This is a genomic window from Pseudoalteromonas sp. GB56 (genome assembly GCF_054923835.1).
In genome coordinates this window covers 2,807,616-2,830,545 of sequence record NZ_JBPCHK010000001.1, presented here as the reverse complement: position 1 = coordinate 2,830,545, position 22,930 = coordinate 2,807,616, and the positions used below count along the sequence as shown (strand labels likewise).

The window sequence follows — 22,930 nt, the reverse complement described above, 5'->3', positions numbered from 1 at the left end:
GCGAGTTGTGGAACAGTATCTTAACTTATTTGTTAAAGCGGTTTTCATTGAAAACCTTGCGCTTGCCTTCTTCTTGGGTATGTGTACTTTCTTAGCGGTTTCTAAGAAAGTTAAAACTTCACTGGGTCTAGGTGTAGCGGTAATCTTCGTATTAGGTATCTCAGTACCAGTAAACCAAGTGGTTTATCACGCGGTACTAGCTCCAGGTGCGCTAGAGTGGTTAGGCTTCCCTGAAGCTGACCTTAGCTTCCTACGCTTCTTAACGTTTATCGGCGTTATTGCGGCTCTAGTACAGATTCTAGAGATGGCACTAGACAAGTTCTTCCCACCGCTATACAACGCGCTGGGTATCTTCTTACCATTGATCACGGTTAACTGTGCGATTTTCGGTGCGGTGTCGTTCATGGTAGAGCGTAACTACAACTTCGGTGAGTCTGTAGTATTCGGTCTAGGTTCTGGCGTTGGTTGGGCACTGGCAATCACATTGCTTGCTGGTATCCGTGAGAAGATGAAGTATTCAGACGTTCCAGATGGTCTTCGTGGTCTAGGTATTACCTTTATCACTGTAGGTCTAATGGGTCTTGGCTTCATGTCATTCTCTGGTATTTCACTATAAGGTAGCGAGGAGAAATCATGCTTGAGGTATATTTAGGCGTAGGTGTATTCGTCGCTATCGTTGTGCTATTAGTTTTAGTTATCATTGCAGCTAAATCTAAGCTAGTACCAACAGGTGACGTAACCATCGGGATCAATGGCGATCCTGATAAGGCAATTACAACTTCACCAGGTAGCAAACTACTTGGTGCACTAGCAGAAGCGGGCATTTTCGTATCGTCTGCTTGTGGTGGCGGTGGTTCTTGTGGCCAGTGTCGCGTAGATGTTAAAGCGGGCGGTGGTGACATTCTACCGACTGAGCTTGACCACATCTCAAAAGGTGAAGCACGTGAAGGCTGTCGTCTAGCGTGTCAGGTTGCTGTTAAAGGCGACATGGAAATTGAACTAGAAGAGTCAATCTTCGGTATCAAGAAGTGGGAATGTACTGTTATCTCTAACGATAACAAAGCAACCTTCATTAAAGAGCTGAAACTAGCTATTCCTGATGGTGAGGTAGTCCCTTTCCGCGCAGGTGGTTATATTCAGATTGAAGCACCTGCTCACCATGTTAAATACGCTGATTTCGATATTCCAGAAGAATATCGTGCAGACTGGGATCGTTTTGGCTTCTTTAAACTAGAGTCAAAAGTTGATGAAGAAACAATCCGTGCATACTCAATGGCTAACTACCCAGAAGAGTACGGCATCATCATGCTTAACGTACGTATTGCGACTCCGCCACCAAACAACTTGAGCCTACCTTGCGGTAAGATGTCTTCGTACATCTGGTCACTAAAAGAAGGCGATAAAGTAACGATTTCTGGTCCATTCGGTGAATTCTTCGCGAAAGACACTGATGCAGAAATGGTATTCGTAGGTGGTGGTGCTGGTATGGCGCCAATGCGTTCACACATCTTCGACCAGCTTAAGCGTCTTAACTCTAAGCGTAAGATGAGCTTCTGGTACGGTGCGCGTTCTAAGCGCGAAATGTTCTACGTTGAAGATTTCGATGGCCTAGCATCTGATAATGATAACTTCGTGTGGCACGTAGCACTTTCTGATCCTCAACCAGAGGACAACTGGGAAGGTTACACAGGCTTCATCCACAACGTATTGTATGACAACTATCTGAAGGACCATGACGCGCCTGAAGATTGTGAGTTCTACATGTGTGGGCCACCAATGATGAACGCAGCCGTTATCAACATGCTAAAAGATTTAGGTGTTGAAGACGAGAACATCCTACTGGATGACTTCGGCGGCTAATTTAGCGATACCTTATCGTTAATGTGTTAACATTAAGGGCCTTCAGAGTACTCTGAAGGCCCTTTTTTTATTCAACTTTTTGGACGGTTATCAATATGATGCAGACCCGCGTTGGCAATGCGATTTTAAGTTTTGTACTGCTCACATGTGTGATGATACTCAGTGGTTGCGACAACGCACCATCGGCAACTCAAGAACAAGAATTACTTCTGCATGGTAAAACCATGGGCACAACGTATAACATTAAGCTCTATGCACCAGCTGACAAGCTTGCCACCTTGACGCTACACGACGACATCGAATCGGCATTAAAAGCTGTTAACCAGTCCATGTCGACCTATATTGCAGATTCTGAAATTAACCAATTTAACCGCTTAGGTGCCAATGAAGTGATGCCTATCAGTGCTGATTTTCGCACCGTTGTTGCCGAGTCGATTCGCCTTGGTTTTGCGACCAAAACCTTGGATGTCACCATGGGACCGTTAATCGATTTATGGGGCTTTGGCCCTGATAAACGCCCAACGCAGCGTCCATCACAGCAAGAACTTGATAGCATGATTGCCAATATTGGTGTCGATAAGCTAAGCCTTAACGAACAGGGCTTGTCTAAGTCTGTTGATGGGCTTGAATTGAGCTTTTCTGCGACTGCCAAAGGCTTTGGTATAGATAAAGTCGCTGAGCTGCTTGAACAACAAGGAGTTGCTAATTACATGGTGGAAATTGGTGGAGAAATGCGTATAGCAGGTCATAAGCCGAATGATAAAGCGTGGGTGATTGCTATCGAGCAACCCGATGCGCCGATGGGTGAACGCCGCATTCATCGCAAGTTGGAGCCCGGCTCAATGGGGATAGCAACGTCAGGCGATTACCGCATTTTCTATGAAATGGATGGCGAGACTTATACACACCTAATCGACCCACAAACGGGTATGCCAATCAAGCATGATCTTGTTTCAGTCACCGTATTGCACCCCAGTGCGATGACAGCAGATGGCCTTGCAACTGCGCTAACGGTAATGGGCACAGAGCGTGCAAAGGCGTATGCTGAGGCGAATAACCTTCCTGTGTACTTAATTAGCAAAACTGCAGATGGCTTAAAAACCTATTCAAGTCCAGCGTTTGCACCATATTTGTAGTCAGATGCAAGCGGGCGTATAATAGCGCCCGTGGCTAACTCAGCCAAATATTGTCATTTTTAAGGGGCACAGACAATGCAGCTATTTCTTCTTACTTTTGGTCTGCTTTTAATCATCATTGCTGCGATGGCAGTGGGCGTGATTGTTCAGCGTAAATCAATGGCCAGCAGCTGCGGCGGCTTAGGATCAGTCGGTATTGATAAAGCATGTGACTGTGACGACCCATGTGACAAACGCAAAAAGCGTATGGCGAAAGAGCAAGCATGGAAAGAGAACCAAATCCTATAAGTTCTTACCCTCCAACGATGTATGAAGATGCCGCAGTTATATGCGGCATTTTTGTTTGTACATAACCCGATAAGTTTTTTCAAAGAATACCATCAGATTTTCGTTTATTTAACTCAACAATCATGTTTGCTTAAGCTGCTATCACGGCTATCTTTATAGAAAGTGGTACAGGAGAGTCGTGTGATACGTAATTCAGATATCGAACAAGCGCTTAGCAATAATGAATTCTTTATTGAATATCTGCCAACAATAAGACTTGAGGATAATGTATGTGTTGGTGCTGAAGCGCTGATCCGCTGGAATAGAAACGGGCAAGTTGTACCACCACTGGACTTTATTCCTAACATCGAAGGTACCGTTTTAGCTGGGATGATGACTTATTGGGTTATCGATAAGGTCGCAGAAGAGTTGGGGGATTGGGTCGCCTCGAATGACAATGTTCATATTGGTATCAACATTCCGCCAGAACTTTGGGGGCGAGGTGGCGTATTTTATACATTAAAGAAATCCTCACTGGGTGAGCATGCCCATAAAGTAATATTTGAGTTATCAGAACGAGGGATCCCCGACAGAATGGGGGTACAGACGATTGCCGAGAATATTTCAGGTGCGAAAATGGCGTTAGATGATATGCAGCTCGAAGAAGCAAATATGATTGCCTTAGCGCGTTTGAACGTTGATTACATTAAAATCGACAAATCGGTAACCGATCTCATTTTAACGGATACTTGGACAGGCTCAGCGCAAGAAAAACATCTTATAAACTGTGGTTATGATTCCAGTCATATCTATATTGCTGAAGGGGTAGAAACCCAGCAACAAGCGGATGTGTTACTTAATTCTGGATTTAAGTTTGCTCAAGGCTGGTTGTTCTCTAAATCACTAAAAATTGGTGACTTTTTACGTTTTTTCGATGCGCACCAAGGTGGCAATTAGCCACCTTGAAGGATTAACCCAGAATTATGTGCGGCACAAAACGAGACGTATCTTTAGTAATTGGCCCATTATCCTCGCGAATGGTTAAGCCACAACTTTTGTGGCCGACCACCCAAGAACCGATTAAGGTGTGATTACCTGCAAACACAGGTAATGGCGCTAACGCTTGAGTAATAAAGCCTTCATCACCGTAACTGCCACTTTCGTGGACGCGTCCTTTGCTTGGGTGTACCCAGGTAATGTTTTCACCTTCTCGGCTAAAGAGTGGCTTGCTGACATAACCTTGTTCAAGACCTTCCCCTTCTTCATCGGCAAAATAGGCAGGTAACAGATTGGGGTGGTTGGGAAACATCTGCCATAACAGCGGCAAGATAGCCTTGTTTGAGAGAACGGACTTCCACGGAGGCTCAACAAATAGGGTATCTGTGCTCAGTAGTTGCGGCCCAAAATCATCTAAAAACAGCTCTTCCCATGGGTAGAGTTTAAATAGTTGAGTAATGGGTTGTTCTTCCAAGTCAGTGAGTTGCCCCTTGCTGTCTACACCGATGTCTTCTATGGCCATTCTTACAGTTGGCATGCCAGCTTGGTAGGCACAATCTTGAAGGTAAGCGACAGTGCCTTTATCTTCAACGGAATCTCGGCTGTGAGCGAAGTGCAGGGCGCTGTGACTACTAAAGTAATTGAAGCGGCCAATCAGGGCTTCTTGAATACTATTGAATTGGTCACTTTGACGGGGAAGTTTGCCTCGGTCTACCTGCTGTTCCAGCCACAGCCATTGAAAAAAGCCTGCCTCATAAATAGACGTTGGCGTATCGGCATTGTATTCGAGGAGTTTTGCTGGCCCTTGGCCGTGATAGCTAAAGTCCATTCGTCCATATAAGCTTGGTTCTTTGTTTCGCCAGCTAGTGGCAATGAAGTCCCAATAAGCTTGTGGAATAGCGAATTTTTCTAACCAGTATTCGTCTTTGACGACTTTGCCAACAAGCTCTAAACACATCTGTTCAAGCTCGTTAGTTGGGTCTTCTAAATCGTTTTCTATTTGTGCGAGGGTAAACTGGTAATAGGCACTTTCATCCCAGTACTTCTCACCATCGATGCGGCAAAATTCGAAACCGAAATATTCGGCCTGAGCGGCCAGATCTGACCGCTCAGTAATAGGTTGACGAAACACTTAACCACCAAAACTGCTGCGGGACGCTGCACGGCGACCAAAGCCGCCACGTGATTTCGTTACCGTTGTTGGCTTGCTTGCGTAGCGAATTTTCGATTTCTTCACCATGGTGGTACCGCGGTTGTTGTACGCACCTATATAGTCGTTATTGGCGTTGCGGAAGCTGAAAAAGTCGTCGCGAGAACGGTACAAAGGTTTAGAGCCTGAGTAGTAGTTTCCACCTAAATAAGCGTATTTTTTACGCTTTTTCTTTTTCATTAAGTCAAGGCCTTCATCCACTGCCTCGGCAACCATCGCAATCATAAAGCCAGCCATAATCGGGCGCCAAATACTGCCCTCTTGCTCACAGCGGTCAAAACCGAAGTCCGTTTCGCAGAGGTTTTCGTTTACATATTTTGGTGCTTCGAGTGCGTGGTTAGCTAGCGCGTCTTGGTATTGTGCTTGGCAAACCTCGGTCTCAACACCGAAGCTTGTGCAATCATCAACATCCTCGAATAGCAATGCCGATTCATCAGGATCGCCACAACCGGTCAAACCAGCCGTTGCACCCAACATGAGTGTGAGTTTTAGTTTACTCGTTCTTTTCATGTGTGGCGCTCCTTAGTAGGTGATACAAGCAGCGTTTAAAATCCCAGTAGCAAGTGATGCTACACCAAGGAAAGCACCTGCACTCATGTGGCCGTCAGCGATTTTTTCAGACAACTTCGGCATGTATAAGCGTACGAGGAAGAAAGTCACAAGTTGCATTACACCCGCAATAACACCCCAAATGGCGAAATCAATCAGTGATACTGAATTAATTGCCGCGCTGGCAACAGGGAGTGTGAAGCCAATGAATGCGCCGCTAAATGCCGTTGCAGCGGCAGCGTTGTTTTCTTTCATTAGTGTCCACTCACAGTGCGGTGTTACTAATGTGTATAAGAATAGAAAGGCCAAAACTAATACATAACCAAGGCCAAAATAAGAAATAAAGGGTATGAACCCCTGTATTGATTCCATGAACATGTTTGATTGCTCTCACTGAGTCGAGTTGTTGTTATTCCAAAGAGGCTAATTGCGCTAGCTCTCTGTGTAATAGCTTATCATCCCCAACATTTAGTTCAATAAGGCGTTTTAAGTGAGTGGCGCTGTCCAAGTCTAATTCAGTGCAGTGAAGTCCAAGACTTTCTTTGTCGACGTGCGCGACTTGGGTTTGCATTTTTATGTCAATGTCACTGCCTGCAAGGTTAAAAATGAGTTCTACATTTTGGCCGATGACTGGATTCAACCCCGCTGGGAGGCTAACGAGGGCGCCATTTAAAGACAGGTCTAGTAGGTGACATCCGTAGTGATCAGCATTAAACATTACCAGTGCAGGGCGTTGAAAAATGATGCGAGTAAAGTGACGACGATTTTCCATTTTCTTTCCATACTAACCGTTTACTCTAACAGTGTAGTTGTGGGCACGAATTTTTTCCTATTTTTCGTCCACTTGGCAAAAAAAAGCCCCACAAACGTGAGGCTCTTTCTTTATTGGACTATTTAGCCAATCTTTTTGTATTTGATACGCTTAGGTTGTGCGGCATCTGCACCATATGTTTTCTTCAACCAACCTTCGTATTCGGTGTAGTTGCCGTCGAAGAAATTGATTTGACCTTCGTCGCGGTAATCAAGAATGTGCGTCGCGATGCGGTCAAGGAACCAACGGTCGTGCGAAATAACCATTACACAGCCAGGGAACTCTAGAATCGCATTCTCAAGTGCACGTAAGGTTTCTACGTCCAAGTCGTTGGTCGGCTCATCCAGAAGTAAAACGTTACCGCCCGCTTTAAGCAGCTTAGCAAGGTGCAAACGGTTACGCTCACCACCTGATAGGTCTTTGACAAACTTCTGCTGGTCGTTACCTTTGAAGTTAAAGCGACCTACGTATGCGCGGCTTGGGAATTCGAAGTTGCCGACTTTTAACACGTCTTGGCCATCAGCGATTTCTTCAAATACCGTTTTACTGTCATCCATGTGACCACGGAACTGATCAACCGTTGCTAACTCAACCGTTTCACCAATCGTGATTTCACCGCCATCTGGCTGCTCTTCACCGCTGAGCATTTTAAACAGTGTTGATTTACCTGCACCGTTAGCACCAATGATACCCACGATGGCGCCTTTAGGTACGCTGAAATCTAAGTTGTCGATAAGCATACGGTCGCCGAAGCTCTTTGTAAGACCTTTAACGTCGATAACTTGGTCACCTAGGCGTGGACCTGGTGGAATGAATAGTTCATTGGTTTCGTTACGTTTTTGGTAATCGCTTTGCTGTAGTTCAGCAAATTGTGCCATACGTGCTTTCGATTTAGCCTGACGGCCTTTCGGGTTTGAACGTACCCATTCAAGCTCTTGTGCAATCGATTTTTGACGCGCTTTTTCAGCTTTCTGCTCTTGCTGCAAACGTGCATCTTTTTGTTCAAGCCAAGAAGAGTAGTTGCCTTCCCATGGAATACCTTCACCACGGTCAAGCTCTAGAATCCAACCAGCAACGTTATCTAGGAAGTAACGGTCGTGCGTTACGGCAACCACAGTGCCTTCGTAGTCGTGTAGGAAACGCTCTAACCAAGCAACAGACTCTGCGTCTAAGTGGTTAGTTGGTTCGTCGAGAATCAGCATATCTGGTTTTTCGAGCAATAGACGACAGATTGCAACACGGCGACGTTCACCACCTGAAAGGTGCTCAATCTTCGCATCCCAAGCTGGAAGACGAAGTGCATCAGCTGCGCGCTCTAGCGCATTGTTGAGGTTATGACCGTCATGCGCTTGGATAATCGCTTCAAGTTCACCTTGCTCTTTTGCCAGTGCATCAAAGTCAGCATCTTCCATCGCATACTCAGCGTATACTTCATCCAAGCGGCTTAGTGCGTTGGTTACTTCACTTACTGCTTCTTCAACCACTTCACGAACTGTTTTGCTTTCATCAAGTACAGGTTCCTGAGGAAGGTAGCCAATCTTTACGCCTGGTTGAGGGTGAGCTTCACCTTCAAAATCTTTATCAACGCCCGCCATGATGCGTAAAAGGGTAGATTTACCCGCACCATTTAGACCGAGTACACCAATCTTAGCGCCAGGGAAGAAGTGTAATGAAATGTCTTTTAAGATAGTGCGCTTTGGTGGCACAACCTTAGACACTCGACTCATCGAGAAAATAAACTTATCAGGTAAAACCATGAAAGAAGCCTTTGTAGTGTGACTATAATTTAACAGCCGTTATTGTAGAGTCTCAGGGGTAAAAGCGTCAACGCAAGGGCGTGTTTTTACCTCGTTAATTTGCCAGTAAAATCCCCACACCCGTCAATGCTAACAGGCCACCATGGATCATCTTTGCGCTCACAGGTTCGCGTTTTACAAAACCAATAGTCATCACAATCAGTGGGGCGGTGGCGAAGATGGTTTGGGCGATGGCGGGGTCGGTGTATTTCACCGAGGCGAGTTGCAGCCAAAGGCCAATAAAGGTGCCAAAGAATACCGCCACAAGCAGCCAATGTTTATTATCGATGCCTTTGAGGCGAAAAGCCTGATACAAATCACTGTGTTTGATGATAGCCACCACCAAAGCCACGCTCAGCGTTCCCGATACGAGGCGAATCAGAGCCGCCCAAAGACTGCTCATGGACTCGGTATTCATGGCGCCTTTGGACATCACCATGCCGGTGGCTTGGCACAGTGCAGCCAGTAGTGCTAATGAGACACCGATGAAGTAGTGACGTTTATCAACCGGTTGTAAATTCTGTTGAGGTGAAATGGCAATGATCACACCCACGCTAGTGACGATGATCCCAAGCCAAGCAAGCATCGAGAGAAAGTGACCCAGCAATATAATATTGAGTATGCCAGCGAGGGCAGGGGCGAGCGACTCAATCACTAAGGTGCGCGCCGGACCAATATTGCGCAGCGCACCGAAATACGCACTGTCACCAATGGCGATACCAATCACACCACTGGCGATGAGCCATAACCATGTATGAGTGTGTTGGGGAATAGCTATGTCGCCCGTGAGTACAATCACCAAAACCATCATTGAAATTGCAAGTAAGCCTTTACTTACATTGAGCTGCATGGGTGACAAGTGATGACTGAACGTTTTGTACAGCAAGGTTGAAAACGCCCACACCACGGCAGCGCTTATGGCTGCTAATTCACCGATACCCACACTTCACCTCACGCGTTAACTTTTGCGCGTGAATTATGACAAGGCAAATGGAAACTGTAAATTTTAAATGGACGTCTAAACATCTAGAGGTTGAAATTTCCATCAGTCTAGTCATAATAGCTGTTCTAGCTTTAAATGGAGCCTACTATGCCTATTACGGTTCAAGATGAGTTACCGGCGATTTCGCATTTACGCCAAGAAAATGTGTTTGTTATTCCTAAAAGTCGCGCCAGTACCCAAGAAATACGTCCGATGCGCTTGGGTATATTGAACCTCATGCCGAATAAGGTAGAAACGGAAGTACAATTCATCCGCCTATTGGCTAACACGCCTTTGCAGGTGAATGTTGACTTGCTGCGTCTTGATACTCATCGCTCAAGTGAAAATTCAGAACAGCATCTCGATATGTTCTATCGTTATTTCTCCGATGTAAAAGACACTAATTACGACGCGCTCATTATCACTGGGGCGCCGTTGGCTCACCTTGAATATGATGAAGTTGGCTACTGGCAGGAGCTAAAAGAGTTTTTTGATTGGGCCGAACACCATGCGACCTCCACTTTATTTAGTTGCTGGGCGGCGCATGCGGGTTTGTTCCATCATTATGGTTTAAAACGTGAATTGCGAGCGGATAAGCTTTGCGGGGTGTTTGAACATCAATGCTATTTTGATCATGCAGCACTAACGCGTGGTTTTGACGACCGCTTTTTGGTGCCGCATTCGCGCTATGGTCACATCGAATTAGCGCGTGTTGCTGAACATGAGCAGCTTATGACGTTAGCGGGCTCTGATGAAGTAGGTGCCTACTTACTTAAGAACCAAAGCGGTTCTCAGGTCTATATCACAGGTCATCCTGAATATGACGCTGACACCTTATTAAAAGAGTATCAGCGTGATATACAAAAAGGCCCAGAAGCACCCAAACCCAAGAATTATTTCCCAGAGAATAACCCTGAACTCAAGCCATCAAAAACGTGGCAGAGCCATGCCTTTTTGTTATTCTCCAACTGGCTTAACTACTATGTTTACCAGACCACTCCGTATGATATTAACTTGGTTAGCCAAGATGTAAGGACTAACAACTATGCCGAATAAACATCAAGCACTGAGTGCGGCACTCAAACAGCGCATTTTAATTTTGGATGGCGCTATGGGCACCATGATCCAAAAGCACAAATTTGAAGAAAACGATTACCGCGGAGAGCGCTTCGCTGATTGGCATGTGTTAGTCAAAGGTAACAATGACTTATTAAGCTTGACGCAACCTGAAGTTATCGCGCAAATTCACCGCGAGTACCTCGAAGCAGGTGCGGATATCATTGAGACAAATACCTTTAACTCGACCACCATTTCGATGGAAGATTACGAGATGGCGAGCCTGAGCCGCGAAATAAACCTTGAGTCGGCGCGTTTGGCTCGCAAGGTGGCGGACGAATTCACAGCTAAAGACCCGAGCAAGCCACGCTATGTAGCAGGGGTACTCGGGCCAACGTCAAAAACCTGCTCTATTTCACCGGATGTGAACGACCCAGGTTATCGCAACATTACCTTTGATCAATTGGTTGAAGCCTATGTGGAATCAACGCTGGCATTGATGGAAGGGGGTGCAGACATTATTTTAATTGAAACTATTTTCGATACTTTGAATGCCAAAGCTGCGTCTTTTGCGGTGGAAGAAGCGTTCGAGCAAGCAGGCACAAGCTTGCCTGTGATGATTTCAGGCACTATCACGGACGCGTCAGGGCGTACGCTCTCAGGACAAACAACCGAAGCGTTTTACAACTCAATTCGTCACATCAAACCTCTGTCTATTGGTTTGAACTGTGCTTTGGGTCCCGATCTTTTACGTCAATATGTGGATGAGCTTTCGAACGTGTGCGAAACATTTACCTCGGTGCACCCTAATGCGGGCTTGCCCAATGAATTTGGTGAGTACGATTTAGAAGCGGAAGAAATGGCGCAGGAAATCATTGATTGGGGTAAAGAGGGCTTTATCAATATCGTCGGTGGTTGTTGTGGCACCACGCCTGAGCACATTAAAGCGTTCGCTGATGGGTTGAAAAACGTGACTCCTCGAGCGTTGCCCCAATTGCCAGTGCGTATGCGTTTAAGTGGCCTTGAAGCCTGTAACCTGAATTAAGAGGCCAGATTGATGACCAACACAGCAATCTTCACCAATGTGGGTGAGCGCACGAATGTCACTGGTTCGGCACGATTTAAACGTTTGATCATGGAAGAAGACTATGAAACGGCGTTAGATGTGGCCCGTGAACAGGTTGAAAGCGGCGCGCAAGTAATTGATATCAACATGGATGAAGCCATGTTGGATTCCAAAGCGGCGATGGTGAAGTTCTTAAACCTGATTGCCTCTGAGCCCGATATTTCCCGCGTGCCTATCATGGTTGACTCATCGAAATGGGAAGTCATTGAAGCAGGCCTAAAGTGCATTCAAGGTAAGGCCATTGTGAACTCTATTTCCCTGAAAGAAGGGGAAGAACCATTTCGTCATCAAGCGAAGATTTTGAAGCGATTTGGTGCCGCGGTTGTAGTCATGGCATTTGACGAAACTGGACAAGCCGAAACCGCAGATCGTAAGTTTGCTATTTGTGAGCGCTCGTATCGCATCCTTGTCGACGAGTTGGGATTTCCGCCAGAAGACATTATTTTCGACCCGAATATTTTTGCGGTGGCGACGGGCATTGAAGAACACGACAATTATGCCGTCGAGTTTATCGAAGGCACCCGCCGTATCAAAGAGAACTTGCCGCATTGTAAGGTGTCAGGTGGTGTCTCGAATGTGTCTTTCTCGTTTCGTGGTAACAACCCTGTTCGTGAAGCGATTCATTCCGTGTTTTTATACCACGCAATCCAAGCGGGCATGGACATGGGGATTGTTAATGCCGGTCAGCTGGCTGTTTATGACGACATCCCAAAAGAGTTGCGCGATGCCGTTGAGGACGTGATCCTCAACAAAGACTCAGGTGCAGGCGAGCGACTGGTTGAGTTGGCGCCTAAATATTCAGGTATGGCACAAGCGGAGAAAGTCGAAGACTTAGAGTGGCGTTCATGGCCGGTTGAAAAGCGCCTAGAGCATGCGTTGGTCAAAGGCATTACTGATTTCATTGAAGAAGACACTGAAAGCTGCCGCCAACAATTTGCCAAGCCTATTGAAGTGATTGAAGGCCCGTTGATGGACGGCATGAACGTGGTCGGTGACTTATTTGGCGCGGGCAAGATGTTCTTACCACAGGTGGTGAAATCGGCGCGGGTAATGAAGCGTGCGGTTGCCTATCTTGACCCTTACATCGAGGCTGAAAAAGAAGAAGGGCAGACCAATGGTAAAATCGTGATGGCCACGGTAAAAGGGGACGTACACGACATTGGTAAAAACATTGTTGGCGTTGTGCTGCAATGCAACAACTACGAGGTGATTGATCTTGGTGTGATGGTGCCAGCTGAGAAAATTCTGCAAACCGCAATTGATGAAAAAGCCGACATTATCGGCTTGTCGGGTCTTATCACGCCATCATTGGATGAAATGGTGCACGTAGCCAAAGAAATGACTCGTCGCGGTTTTGATATTCCGTTGCTGATTGGTGGTGCGACGACTTCTAAAGCGCATACCGCGGTGAAAATTGAACCGCAGTATGACAAGGGCGTAGTCTACGTGAACAACGCCAGTCGAGCGGTGGGAGTGGCATCAAGTTTGTTGAGTAAAACAGCCAAGGCTGAATTCCTCGCAAAAACTGCCAGTGAGTATGAAAAAGTGCGTGAGCAGCAGGCTCGCAAAAAGCCACGCTCCAAGCCAATCGGTTTGCAGCAAGCACGTGCCAATCATGCCACGCTCGATTGGCAAAACTATGTACCGCCAGTGCCTGTGACGTTGGGGGTGCAAGAGTTTCATGATGTGCCAGTGAACACATTGCGAAACTACATCGATTGGACACCGTTTTTCATGACTTGGTCGTTGGCGGGCAAATATCCTCGTATTCTCAACGATGAGATTGTTGGTGAACAAGCTCAGTCGTTATTTGCAGATGCCAATGCCATGTTGGATGAGCTCGAGCAATCAGGAAGCTTACAACCCAAAGGAGTGATTGGCTTATTCCCTGCAAACCGCGTTGGTGATGATATCGAAATCTACACAGATGAAAGTCGCACAGAGGTGTTGGTTCGTTCTTCTCAATTGCGCCAGCAAACAGAGAAAAAGGGCTTTGCAAATTACTGTTTAGCCGACTACATCGCACCTAAAGGCACACCTGATTACTTCGGTGCATTTGCGGTAACCGGTGGCCTAGAAGAAGACACGTTAGCGGATGCATTTGATGCCCAAGGTGATGATTATAATAAAATTATGGTTAAGGCTGTGGCGGATAGATTAGCTGAAGCATTTGCTGAATATCTTCACGAGCAAGTGCGTAAAGTGCACTGGGGATTCGCGGCAGATGAAAACTTGAATAACGATGAGCTTATTCGTGAAAATTATCAAGGTATACGCCCAGCTCCGGGTTACCCAGCATGCCCTGAGCACACTGAAAAACGTAAAATTTGGCAGCTGCTGGATGTGGAAAATCGTATAGGTATGAAGCTAACCAGTTCGTATGCTATGTGGCCGGGTGCGGCGGTGTCGGGCTGGTATTTCTCTCACCCCGATTCAAAGTACTTTGCTGTTGCGGGTATTCAACGTGATCAGGTGGAAGATTATGCCCAGCGTCAAGGTATGACTATAGATGAAGCAGAGCGCTGGCTTGGCCCAAATCTTGGTTATGAGAACTAATGTTTTGGCGCGTATGTATAGTGTGAGTAAAAAGGCGACCTAAGGTCGCCTTTTTTAATTTGCCAATTGAATGCTCGAAACAGCATTGTCTACGTATGATTAAAGGCAGAGTATTTCTTGTTTTATGACATTGTTTAAAATTTAACTCATTGCCTACGTTGAATTTATAAATTTGTGGTACAGTTATTGGGGGACAATAATGATAAGCGGGATTGAGTTTTGAAGGATACTATCAACGCCAGCAATAAAGATAAGGCTCGCTTTTTAAGAGTATTCTCATCGATTGGTGCTGTTACCTCGTTTCTAATGTCCATCAGCAGTTACAACGATGGCTACGTATTATTGAGTATTTTGCTCGGTGCCGCGGTATTCGTTTTTGTATCACCCTTTATTGTAAAGGGGAAAGACGCCGCCATCTCAGTCTTAATGCTCTATACCCTATATTTTTTAATGTGTTATCTCGTCATCTCAGGCGGCAGCCATGGTACTGGCCCTTTGTGGCTCTTTATTGTTTCTCCTGTTACATTTTTTATTCGTGGATTGAAGCGTGGCGCTTTTGACCTTGTGTTGCTCGCTGGCATAATCTCAGTGTTGTTTATTTATACCCCCAAATTTGGCCTGTATGAGTATCCTTCATTTTATTTTCCATCGAGGGTGATGCTGTGTTTCTCTATTTTATGTGTGCTGGGCGGTTTCTATGAATATTATCGAAATAAATACAGCTTAGAGCTGGTGCACCAACTAGAGCTGAACCAGAAAATGGCCAGCACTGACTCCATGACCGAACTATATAATCGTCGCTACACATTAGAGTGTATCGAAGGTCGACTCTATGGTAATGGTTCTGTATTTATATTGATGGATGTCGATAATTTTAAACAAATTAATGACAACTATGGTCACACTATTGGGGATGCTGTATTGGTTTACATCGCCGACACCTTGAGGAAAGCATGTGCAGGCGCAGGGGTCGTGTCGCGTTGGGGGGGGGAAGAATTTCTGATTGTGGTGCAAAGCCAATACGCACACAAAGCCCAGGCTATTTCACAGCACATCCATGAATCATTGCGAGTCTCACCATTCAAACGTGATATTCATAAATTCAACGTTACGTTGAGTATTGGTGTGCATCAGCGTGAAGAGGGCGAGAGTATTGATCACTGCTTAAACATCGCCGATAAACGCTTATATAAAGCGAAGACCAGCGGTAAAAACCGCACTGTTTTTGATGATGAGGACGCGCTCGCATAGAGTACGCTCGATACTTCAAAATTAAATCCTTTCATAATATGTGTGCTGCCTGATAGCCATTGGTTTAGCCTGTGCTATCACATACAATAGTGGCCAGTCATAGCTAAAATGAATTGTCGTGCTGCCCATAGAACAAAGCTATTGTGAGCTATTAACACAACTAAAAAATAACCCTCTTTGTTTACTACAAGCCCCGCCCGGTGCAGGTAAATCTACGTGGTTGCCTTTGCAACTATTACGGGAAGGTCATTTTAAGCGTATTGTTATGCTGGAGCCTCGTCGTTTAGCCGCGCGCAATATTGCTAACTACCTTGCAGCACAACAAAATGAAGAAGTCGGCCAAAGTGTCGGCTTACGGCTTCGCCAAGAAACAAAAGTCAGCGCCCAAACTCGCTTAGAAATTGTGACAGAAGGGGTGCTCACCCGTATGTTGCAAAATGACCCTGAATTGTCGGGTGTCGATTTGGTCATTTTTGATGAATTTCATGAACGTTCTATGGCGGCTGACACCGCGATGGCTTTCGCATTAGAAAGCCAGTTACTGCGTGAAGACTTGCACATCTTGATTATGTCAGCCACGTTAGACGCGCAGCGATATCAGTCATTTTTCAATTGCCCCATTGTGCAAAGCGAAGGGCGTAGTTACCCCATTGAAGAAATATACCAGCCACTGGTTGCTCACGATAAGTGGCTGGATGCCATACCCGCTCTGGTCGAGCGTGCCGTAAATGAACAAAGTGGTTCTGTACTGGTCTTTTTACCGGGCCAGCGCGAAATCAATTATGTTGCGCAAAATCTCCATCTCGATAATCACCAAATAGAAGTGCACATGCTCTACGGTGAACTCGACAAAAGCGCTCAGCAACAAGCGATTGCTCCACCGCCTCAAGGTAAACGCAAAGTTGTGCTCACTACCAATGTGGCAGAGACGAGTTTAACTATTGAAGGCATTCGCGTCGTTGTCGACAGTGGGAAGCGTCGCGCTGCACAATTCAATCTGAATACTGGCGTGACAGAGCTCAAAACGGTGAATATTTCCCGCTCATCGGCAACGCAGAGAGCTGGGCGAGCAGGGCGATTGGAAGCCGGGGTTGTATATCGACTTGGCAGCAAAGAGCAACTCGAGCGTCGTGCCTCACACGATGCACCTGAGATTCTCACTAGCGACATTAGCTCCTTGGTGTTGGAGGCTAAAATGTGGGGCGCTCAGCTTGATGAATTGCAGCTTATGGACATGCCTTCTAATGCCCAACAGCATCAGGCGTTGACCTTGTTAGAGATGCTTGAAGTAGTCGATGGGTCCGGCAAATTGACGCCACAAGCCAATATCATTCATGCTATGGGGACGGATCTGCGTTTTGCGCATCTGCTGTACAAAGCCAAAGAAATAGATAGTAGCCACCCTGGCTTTTTGTATTTGGCTGCATCATTTGTCGCTTTGATGGAAGCACGCATCTCTGTTACACCCGAATTAAGCACTGCGCTGAATATACAATTGCAGCGTCCGCATCCTGCGTTTAAACAACAGCTAAGCTATTGGCGAAAACGTTTGTCTTTAGCTGTGACCAATGAATTGCCGATGGCGATGCTTGCCATTGCGGTCGCCTTAGCTTTTCCCGATCGCATTGCTAAACGCCGGGGGACGGGTATGTTGATGAGCAATGGTGCGGGGGTGCTCGCGAGCGAAGAATATTGGCTTGATGAGGCGTTGCTTTGTATCGCAGAGGTGGGTGGGCATAAAGGTCAGCGTATATTTAGTGCGACAGCTTGTGACAGTGAGCAACTTAAGGGGTATTTACCGCACTTATTTAGCGAGCATTTAGTCTGTGAATTCAACGATAAGTCGGGCAAGTTTATCAATGAAGTCAGGCAAAAGTTAGGCGCAATCACATTATCTACACACCCTTCTTCTGCCCCGATTGATGCTGATATGAGGTGTCAGGCGTGGTTAGGTGTGCTAGTAAAAAGAGGTTGGGGGTTGTTCAAACACACTCAATCAGAGCAGTTGCGCATTCGCTTAGTGCTCGCAGGTCAATTGGTGGGTGGGGTGTTTTCTGTAAATTGCGACCAGGCCTTGCTCGGGGATGCACACACTTGGCTGGCGCCCTACTTGCGTGATGTCACGTCACTCAATGAACTTGAGAATCTCGATTACCGTCCCGCGTTATTATCACTTATCGATTACAACGCTCAACAGCAGCTCGAGCAGCTACTGCCAAGTAAATTAACAGTGCCCTCTGGTTCTACTCACAAGCTTGTTTATCAGTTAGACGGACCAGCAAAATTAAGTGTGCGTATGCAAGAAGTATACGGCTTGATGCAAAGCCCGCAGTTAGCGCATGGTAAATTACCTTTGTTGATGGAGTTGCTGTCACCAGCGCATCGACCTCTGCAATTAACACAAGATCTGGCTCAGTTTTGGCGAGGCAGTTATCGAGAAGTACAAAAAGAGATGAAGGGGCGTTACCCGAAACACTTTTGGCCCGACGATCCCGCTACGGCTCAGGCGACCAATAAGGTCAAGAGTAAAATGTAGTTTCAATGCTAGTTAACCTCCTTGCTCTCGGGCTTACTTTTTCCTTTTTTGGGGTTATAGTAGAAAAGGCCTAGAACGTAAGGGATGGTTATGGAAGCACTTTTTGTTTTGCTGATGTTGCTGCTGCTAGTAGTGGCTATCGGCGGCATTTGTGGCATTGTGGCGATGATGCAAATTAGCAAGCTCAATGACCAAGTGAGTAAGTTACAAGCTCAACTTAAGGGATTACAAGACGCATTTAAAAAGGCGCTCGAGACTGGTATAGAGATGCCACCCCCTCGAATCGATGAACTTGATACAGCCACAGGCAATCAACAACAATCCAACGATTTAACAAAGCCAAAACCTCCGGTGAGCACCACGACCTCGCCACCGAGTGACGAGGCTATCTCTCAAACCTCGTACCCAGCGAATCCTTTACCGATATCGAATACGTCAGCCAGTACGCCAGTAGCACCAATGGCTGCGATGAGTAAAGCGCGCACTGGCGCGCAAATCACAACACCGAATCCCCAAGAGCAACAAGAACCTCACAGTGCATGGTCACGAATAAGCGCGCAATTTAAGGAACACTGGATGGTGTGGATCGGCGCACTTGCGCTGGCCTTCGGGGGCATCTTCTTTGTGTCTTATTCACTTGAAGCTGGGTTGCTATCAGTGACCGCGCGCTTAGCGCTAGGCGGCGCTTTTGGTGTCGGCTTGCTGGTGGCGGCTGAATACACGCATAGAAAGTATTATCAAAGTAGCGACCAGCAACACGCCATGATTGCCTATGTCCCTGCGGCGCTCGCAGCTGGCGGATACATTAGTTTGTTTGCACTTACTGCGCTGGCCTTTGTTAGTTATCAACTTATCTCGCCGATGACGGCATTTGTAATGCTGACCATAGTCTCTGTGGCCGCCAGCTGGAATGCGCTGCGATATGGTCCTTTGCTGGCTGTGATAGGTATGCTTGGAGCCTACAGTGTGCCGATGTGGGTGTCGACGGGGTCGTCAAATTACTTGGCACTGGTCACCTATTTAAGCGTGTTAACGCTGAATCTCACCTATGTTGTACGTAAAGTAAGGCGGATGTGGCTGTGGTACAGCATTTGGGCATTACACCTATGTTGGCTGTTATTAATCGCCGTAAACATCCCTGCATCACAAGCCATGGCGATGATTCTGTTTGTATCTGTCTCATTGGTTATATTGATTATGATCCCGCGCTTAGGCTTTTCATTTTCACAGGTAGAGCACCGTGTTTGGTCGTTCAAAGACTTAGTGTTGCAAAAGCCCGATCACATATTGCTGGGTGTTATTTTCATTGCCACCTTGTTGTTTTCCAGCCAACAAGATGCCGATATCTTAGGCATCCAATTTTGGTTGCTCAGCGCTTTATTTGCGGTGGCGACACTACTTAACAGTCGTTGGCAGCTGTGGCCTGTACTCAGCGTGGTACTGTTAGGTTTATTATTGGACCAGCCTTACCCTGTCCATGCGGATTTGAATCACGATGGTTTACTGATGTTTTATGGGGCATTGGGGCAAGCACAAATTGCAATAGTCGCATTTCTGGTATTTGGCACTGTATTGGCACTGCGCTCACCTCGACACATTGGCTTTAGCTTAATATCGGGATTTGCGGTGTTGGCGCCGTTGGTACTGTGTTATTTGGTGCTCCCTGATGCATGGCTTGGCGATGTGAAATGGTTCTGGGTACTTGAACTGTTATTGGGGGCGGCCTTTTTCGTTTTTCTTGCGAACCGAACACGCAACAATCTGCAGCAAACGATTTATTGGTGCGCCATAAATGCGCATTTGTCATTTGCAGCAACCTTGCTGCTAGGTACACACGCATTGACTTTAGCCCTCGCCATCCAAGTCGTATTGATGTGTTACTTATCAAGTCGCTTGGCGCAGGCAATTCCATCATGGTTACTCAAAGTACTGGTGACACTCGTGGTTACGCGACTCACTTTATTATGGATTGAACCGCCATTCAAAGGTGTGGATCTGTCTGAGGTAAGTGAACCGCAACTCTGGTTATATCCTTTGGTGGCTGGCTTGTTTGTGGCTGCTTATCGCCTTTTTGCTAATGCATCGCTCAAGCCTTGGTTATTAGGAGCCGTGTTGCATGTTCTAGCCCTGTGGGTCAGTGTGCTGACAAGTTATTTGATAGTCGGTCACTCTATTGAACTGCACGATTTATCATTGCTTGAAAAACTCGTCTTGAGTTTGAATTGGGGATTGCTGGGGTGTGTGTATTTGTATCGCGCCAAAGCAGCGCAGAGTATGGAAAAGTTCTATACAGTTGCTGGATGTATTTTGCTGGCAGTTGCGGCTATCTTCCAAGTGGAGCTATTAACCGAGTACAACCCTTGGCTCAATCGTATTGCTATCGGAGATTCACTCATCACCAGTTATGCTTGGCTTTATTATTGCGCACCTGTTGCAGTGCTATCTTGGCTTGCATATCAACTGCGTCCGAATAAGGCTGACTTAAGTCGGGTGCTTTTTGCCATTGCTGGCGCCTACGCATTTATATTTATCAATGCGTTGTTACGTCAATATTGGCAGGGGCAATACATTGTCCTTGCACAAGGTGTTGAGGACGCTGAATTGTATAGCTACTCCGTGGTGTGGTTACTGATTGGTGCAGCCTTGGTGTCTCTGGGGTTAACTAAAGCGAAACTTATTATACAACGCGTTGGTATTGCCTTGCTGGCTTTGGTCATCGCCAAAGTATTCTTGGTGGATATGGCTAATCTAACTGGCTTGTTAAGAGCGTTATCCTTCATAGGCTTAGGTCTTGCGCTAGTGGCATTAGGAGCGTTATTTAAGTGGTTACAGAAACAACATCCAGGGTGTGTTGAGCTTTGGTTAAACAGACGTCTGGATAGACAAAATTTACTTTAATTGGCAGAGGACTCATAATAGCCCTTTGCCAGTAAATGATAGCGAGTGCTGTGTCTCAAAACCCCGTTCTTTTATCCGTTGAAAGCTTGTCCTATGCCATCAAAGAGCAGGTCATTCTAAGCGACGTCAGCTTCGATTTAAGCAGTGGCGAATTCATTGGTTTACTGGGCCCAAATGGTGCGGGGAAATCAACCTTATTGCGTTGCATTTACCGCTATTACCGCGCTCGTGAGCAAGCGATTCGATTTGCTGGGTCTTGTATTCAAAGCATGCCACAACATCAGCTCGCGAAGGACGTGGCTGTGGTGTTACAACAACCCGCCAATGATATGTCCTTGAGCGCCAAAGAAGTGGTCGCACTGGGGCTATTGCCGGGCTCAAGTATGTGGCACAGCATTACTGCTGAGCAACAGGAGCAAATTCACCATGCGCTTGAGCAAGTGGGTTTAGCTGCACATGCGCACAAACCCTTGGCGCATTTATCAGGTGGTGAGCAACAGCGCGTGCACATCGCCCGAGCACTTTTGCAACAGCCAAAGCTTTTAGTCATGGACGAACCGACCAGTCATCTCGATATCAAATACCAGATTGAAATCATGGAATTAGTACGGTCTCTAAAACTCAGTGTGTTGGCATCATTTCACGATATTAATTTGGCATCCACGCAATGCGATCGCCTCATTGTGCTCAACAAGGGGCAATGTGCAGCATTTGGCGAGCCAAAAGAAGTGGTTACCCAAGCACTGCTGAGTGATGTATTCGGAGTGTGTGCGGATGTTGTGCCACACCCGCAAAACCCACAGAAGTGGCCATTGGTGCATTATTTCTATGGCTATAAAGCAGGGGAGGCGCACTAGTGCAAAAACTCGCAATTATTATTGCACTGGTACTGGCGACGGCCTTGAGCGCATTATGTGCGCTCAAAGTGGGGGCGGTGACGATTTCATGGTCACAGCTATTCTCGGCATTCACTGATACAGATGTTGACGCGTTGTGGCAACAGATCATTTGGGAGTTACGTTTACCGCGTGTTGCTGTGGCGTTTATGGCGGGTGCTGGACTGGCGTTATCGGGGGCGATGCTACAAACCGTGACGCGTAATCCCTTGGCCGACCCATACCTGTTTGGCATTTCTTCCGGCGCTGCGTTGGGTGTGGTTACCGCAATCACATTATTGGGCGTAACTTCGGGACTCGCACTCAGTGGTAGTGCCTTTGCAGGCGCAATGTTGGCTACCACCTTGCTACTTGGTGTGACCTTGAGTTTGCGCTACATGCAAAGCGCTATCATGGTGCTGTGCGGTGTGGCGTTATCTTTTGGTTTTAGCGCCATAACGAGTTTGTTGTTGTATTTTAGCGATCCGCAAGCGATCAGTGCTGTGGTGTTTTGGTCTATGGGCAGTTTTGCTAGAGCGCAGTTAAATATGCTGCTGCCATTAGCTGTGTTGATGATGGCATCGCTAGGAGTGGTGTTCTTGCTACGTAAACATCTCAGTGCATTACTATTGGGAGATGAAAGCGCACACACGCTGGGTGTGAACGTAAAAGTGTTGCGCTTAGTTGTGTTGGTCTTAAGCGCGTTAATTACGGCAGTACTGGTGAGTATTTGTGGTGGCATTGGCTTTGTTGGTTTGATGATCCCGCATTTGGTTCGCTTAAGTGGTTATTTTAATTCGACACAGCTCTATCCAGTTAGCTTCATCCTCGGTGGCTTATTTATGATGTGGGTAGATGTTGTGGCGCGTATTGCATTGCCTAATCAAGAGCTGCCAATTGGCGTGATCACCGCATCTATCGGCAGTGTGTTTTTCTTTTCTTTGTTGTATCTACGCCAACGAAATCAACAAGGTTGATGCAAACACAGGTTCTTTGAAGGAACCTGTGTTTGCGTTTTGGTGTGC

19 protein-coding genes are annotated in these 22,930 nt (G+C 46.5%); 13 read left to right on the top strand and 6 right to left on the bottom strand.

Going from position 1 to position 22,930, the window contains the following annotated elements; all coding sequences use genetic code 11:
• Nucleotides 1–7: 7 nt before the first annotated feature.
• From nqrE to ACH19P_RS13130, 5 genes are all read left to right on the top strand, one after another.
• Complete coding sequence (gene nqrE / locus ACH19P_RS13150) at nt 8–616, top strand: NADH:ubiquinone reductase (Na(+)-transporting) subunit E (RefSeq protein ID WP_462158989.1); 609 nt, start codon at nt 8–10, stop codon at nt 614–616.
• 17 nt (nt 617–633) lie between these two features.
• Complete coding sequence (nqrF, locus tag ACH19P_RS13145; protein WP_462158987.1) at nt 634–1,860, top strand: NADH:ubiquinone reductase (Na(+)-transporting) subunit F; 1,227 nt, start codon at nt 634–636, stop codon at nt 1,858–1,860.
• 152 nt (nt 1,861–2,012) lie between these two features.
• Nucleotides 2,013–2,996: an FAD:protein FMN transferase gene (locus tag ACH19P_RS13140; protein WP_462159357.1), complete on the top strand. Its 984-nt coding sequence runs from the start codon at nt 2,013–2,015 to the stop codon at nt 2,994–2,996.
• 75 nt (nt 2,997–3,071) lie between these two features.
• Nucleotides 3,072–3,284 carry a (Na+)-NQR maturation NqrM gene (gene nqrM, locus ACH19P_RS13135; RefSeq protein ID WP_105188151.1) on the top strand — a complete coding sequence of 71 codons (213 nt, stop codon included), beginning with the start codon at nt 3,072–3,074 and terminating at the stop codon, nt 3,282–3,284.
• Between the two features lie 180 nt (nt 3,285–3,464).
• Nucleotides 3,465–4,220 (top strand): EAL domain-containing protein, encoded by a 756-nt coding sequence (locus tag ACH19P_RS13130; RefSeq protein ID WP_462158986.1) that lies wholly within the window; start codon nt 3,465–3,467, stop codon nt 4,218–4,220.
• A 13-nt stretch (nt 4,221–4,233) separates the two neighbouring features.
• Here ACH19P_RS13130 and ACH19P_RS13125 read toward each other — a convergent pair whose 3' ends face one another.
• The 6 genes from ACH19P_RS13125 to ACH19P_RS13100 all read right to left on the bottom strand — a co-directional run bounded on the left by ACH19P_RS13125 (nt 4,234) and on the right by ACH19P_RS13100 (nt 9,568).
• Nucleotides 4,234–5,391, bottom strand: a complete 1,158-nt coding sequence (locus ACH19P_RS13125) for a glutathionylspermidine synthase family protein (protein WP_462158985.1) — start codon at nt 5,389–5,391, stop codon at nt 4,234–4,236.
• Nucleotides 5,392–5,979, bottom strand: a complete 588-nt coding sequence (locus ACH19P_RS13120; RefSeq protein ID WP_462158982.1) for a DUF1190 domain-containing protein — start codon at nt 5,977–5,979, stop codon at nt 5,392–5,394.
• 12 nt (nt 5,980–5,991) lie between these two features.
• Entirely contained in the window at nt 5,992–6,390 is a 399-nt protein-coding gene (locus ACH19P_RS13115) for a DUF350 domain-containing protein (protein ID WP_462158981.1), read from the bottom strand.
• Between the two features lie 37 nt (nt 6,391–6,427).
• Complete coding sequence (locus ACH19P_RS13110) at nt 6,428–6,790, bottom strand: PilZ domain-containing protein (RefSeq protein ID WP_462158980.1); 363 nt, start codon at nt 6,788–6,790, stop codon at nt 6,428–6,430.
• Nucleotides 6,791–6,912: 122 nt separating this feature from the next.
• Nucleotides 6,913–8,586 (bottom strand): energy-dependent translational throttle protein EttA, encoded by a 1,674-nt coding sequence (ettA, locus tag ACH19P_RS13105; RefSeq protein ID WP_462158978.1) that lies wholly within the window; start codon nt 8,584–8,586, stop codon nt 6,913–6,915.
• A 94-nt stretch (nt 8,587–8,680) separates the two neighbouring features.
• Nucleotides 8,681–9,568 (bottom strand): DMT family transporter, encoded by an 888-nt coding sequence (locus ACH19P_RS13100; protein WP_462158976.1) that lies wholly within the window; start codon nt 9,566–9,568, stop codon nt 8,681–8,683.
• Between the two features lie 147 nt (nt 9,569–9,715).
• Between ACH19P_RS13100 and ACH19P_RS13095 the strand changes: the two genes are divergently transcribed.
• The 8 genes from ACH19P_RS13095 (at nt 9,716) to ACH19P_RS13060 (ending at nt 22,882) form a co-directional block, all read left to right on the top strand.
• Nucleotides 9,716–10,663, top strand: a complete 948-nt coding sequence (locus tag ACH19P_RS13095; RefSeq protein WP_462158975.1) for a homoserine O-succinyltransferase — start codon at nt 9,716–9,718, stop codon at nt 10,661–10,663.
• The gene (locus ACH19P_RS13090) at nt 10,653–11,708 is read left to right on the top strand and encodes a homocysteine S-methyltransferase family protein (protein WP_462158974.1); all 1,056 of its coding nucleotides are present in this window, start codon (nt 10,653–10,655) and stop codon (nt 11,706–11,708) included. The genes ACH19P_RS13095 and ACH19P_RS13090 overlap by 11 nt, the downstream gene beginning before the upstream one ends.
• A gap of 12 nt (nt 11,709–11,720) precedes the next feature.
• Nucleotides 11,721–14,345, top strand: a complete 2,625-nt coding sequence (gene metH / locus ACH19P_RS13085; protein WP_462158972.1) for a methionine synthase — start codon at nt 11,721–11,723, stop codon at nt 14,343–14,345.
• Nucleotides 14,346–14,564: 219 nt separating this feature from the next.
• Complete coding sequence (locus ACH19P_RS13080; RefSeq protein ID WP_462158971.1) at nt 14,565–15,596, top strand: GGDEF domain-containing protein; 1,032 nt, start codon at nt 14,565–14,567, stop codon at nt 15,594–15,596.
• A 118-nt stretch (nt 15,597–15,714) separates the two neighbouring features.
• Nucleotides 15,715–18,132 carry an ATP-dependent helicase HrpB gene (gene hrpB / locus ACH19P_RS13075; protein ID WP_462158970.1) on the top strand — a complete coding sequence of 806 codons (2,418 nt, stop codon included), beginning with the start codon at nt 15,715–15,717 and terminating at the stop codon, nt 18,130–18,132.
• 90 nt (nt 18,133–18,222) lie between these two features.
• Complete coding sequence (locus ACH19P_RS13070; protein WP_462158969.1) at nt 18,223–21,030, top strand: DUF2339 domain-containing protein; 2,808 nt, start codon at nt 18,223–18,225, stop codon at nt 21,028–21,030.
• Between the two features lie 50 nt (nt 21,031–21,080).
• Entirely contained in the window at nt 21,081–21,887 is an 807-nt protein-coding gene (locus tag ACH19P_RS13065) for an ABC transporter ATP-binding protein (RefSeq protein ID WP_462158968.1), read from the top strand.
• On the top strand, nt 21,887–22,882 hold the full coding sequence (locus ACH19P_RS13060; protein WP_462158966.1) for a FecCD family ABC transporter permease: 996 nt from the start codon (nt 21,887–21,889) through the stop codon (nt 22,880–22,882). The genes ACH19P_RS13065 and ACH19P_RS13060 overlap by 1 nt, the downstream gene beginning before the upstream one ends.
• Nucleotides 22,883–22,930: the final 48 nt, after the last annotated feature.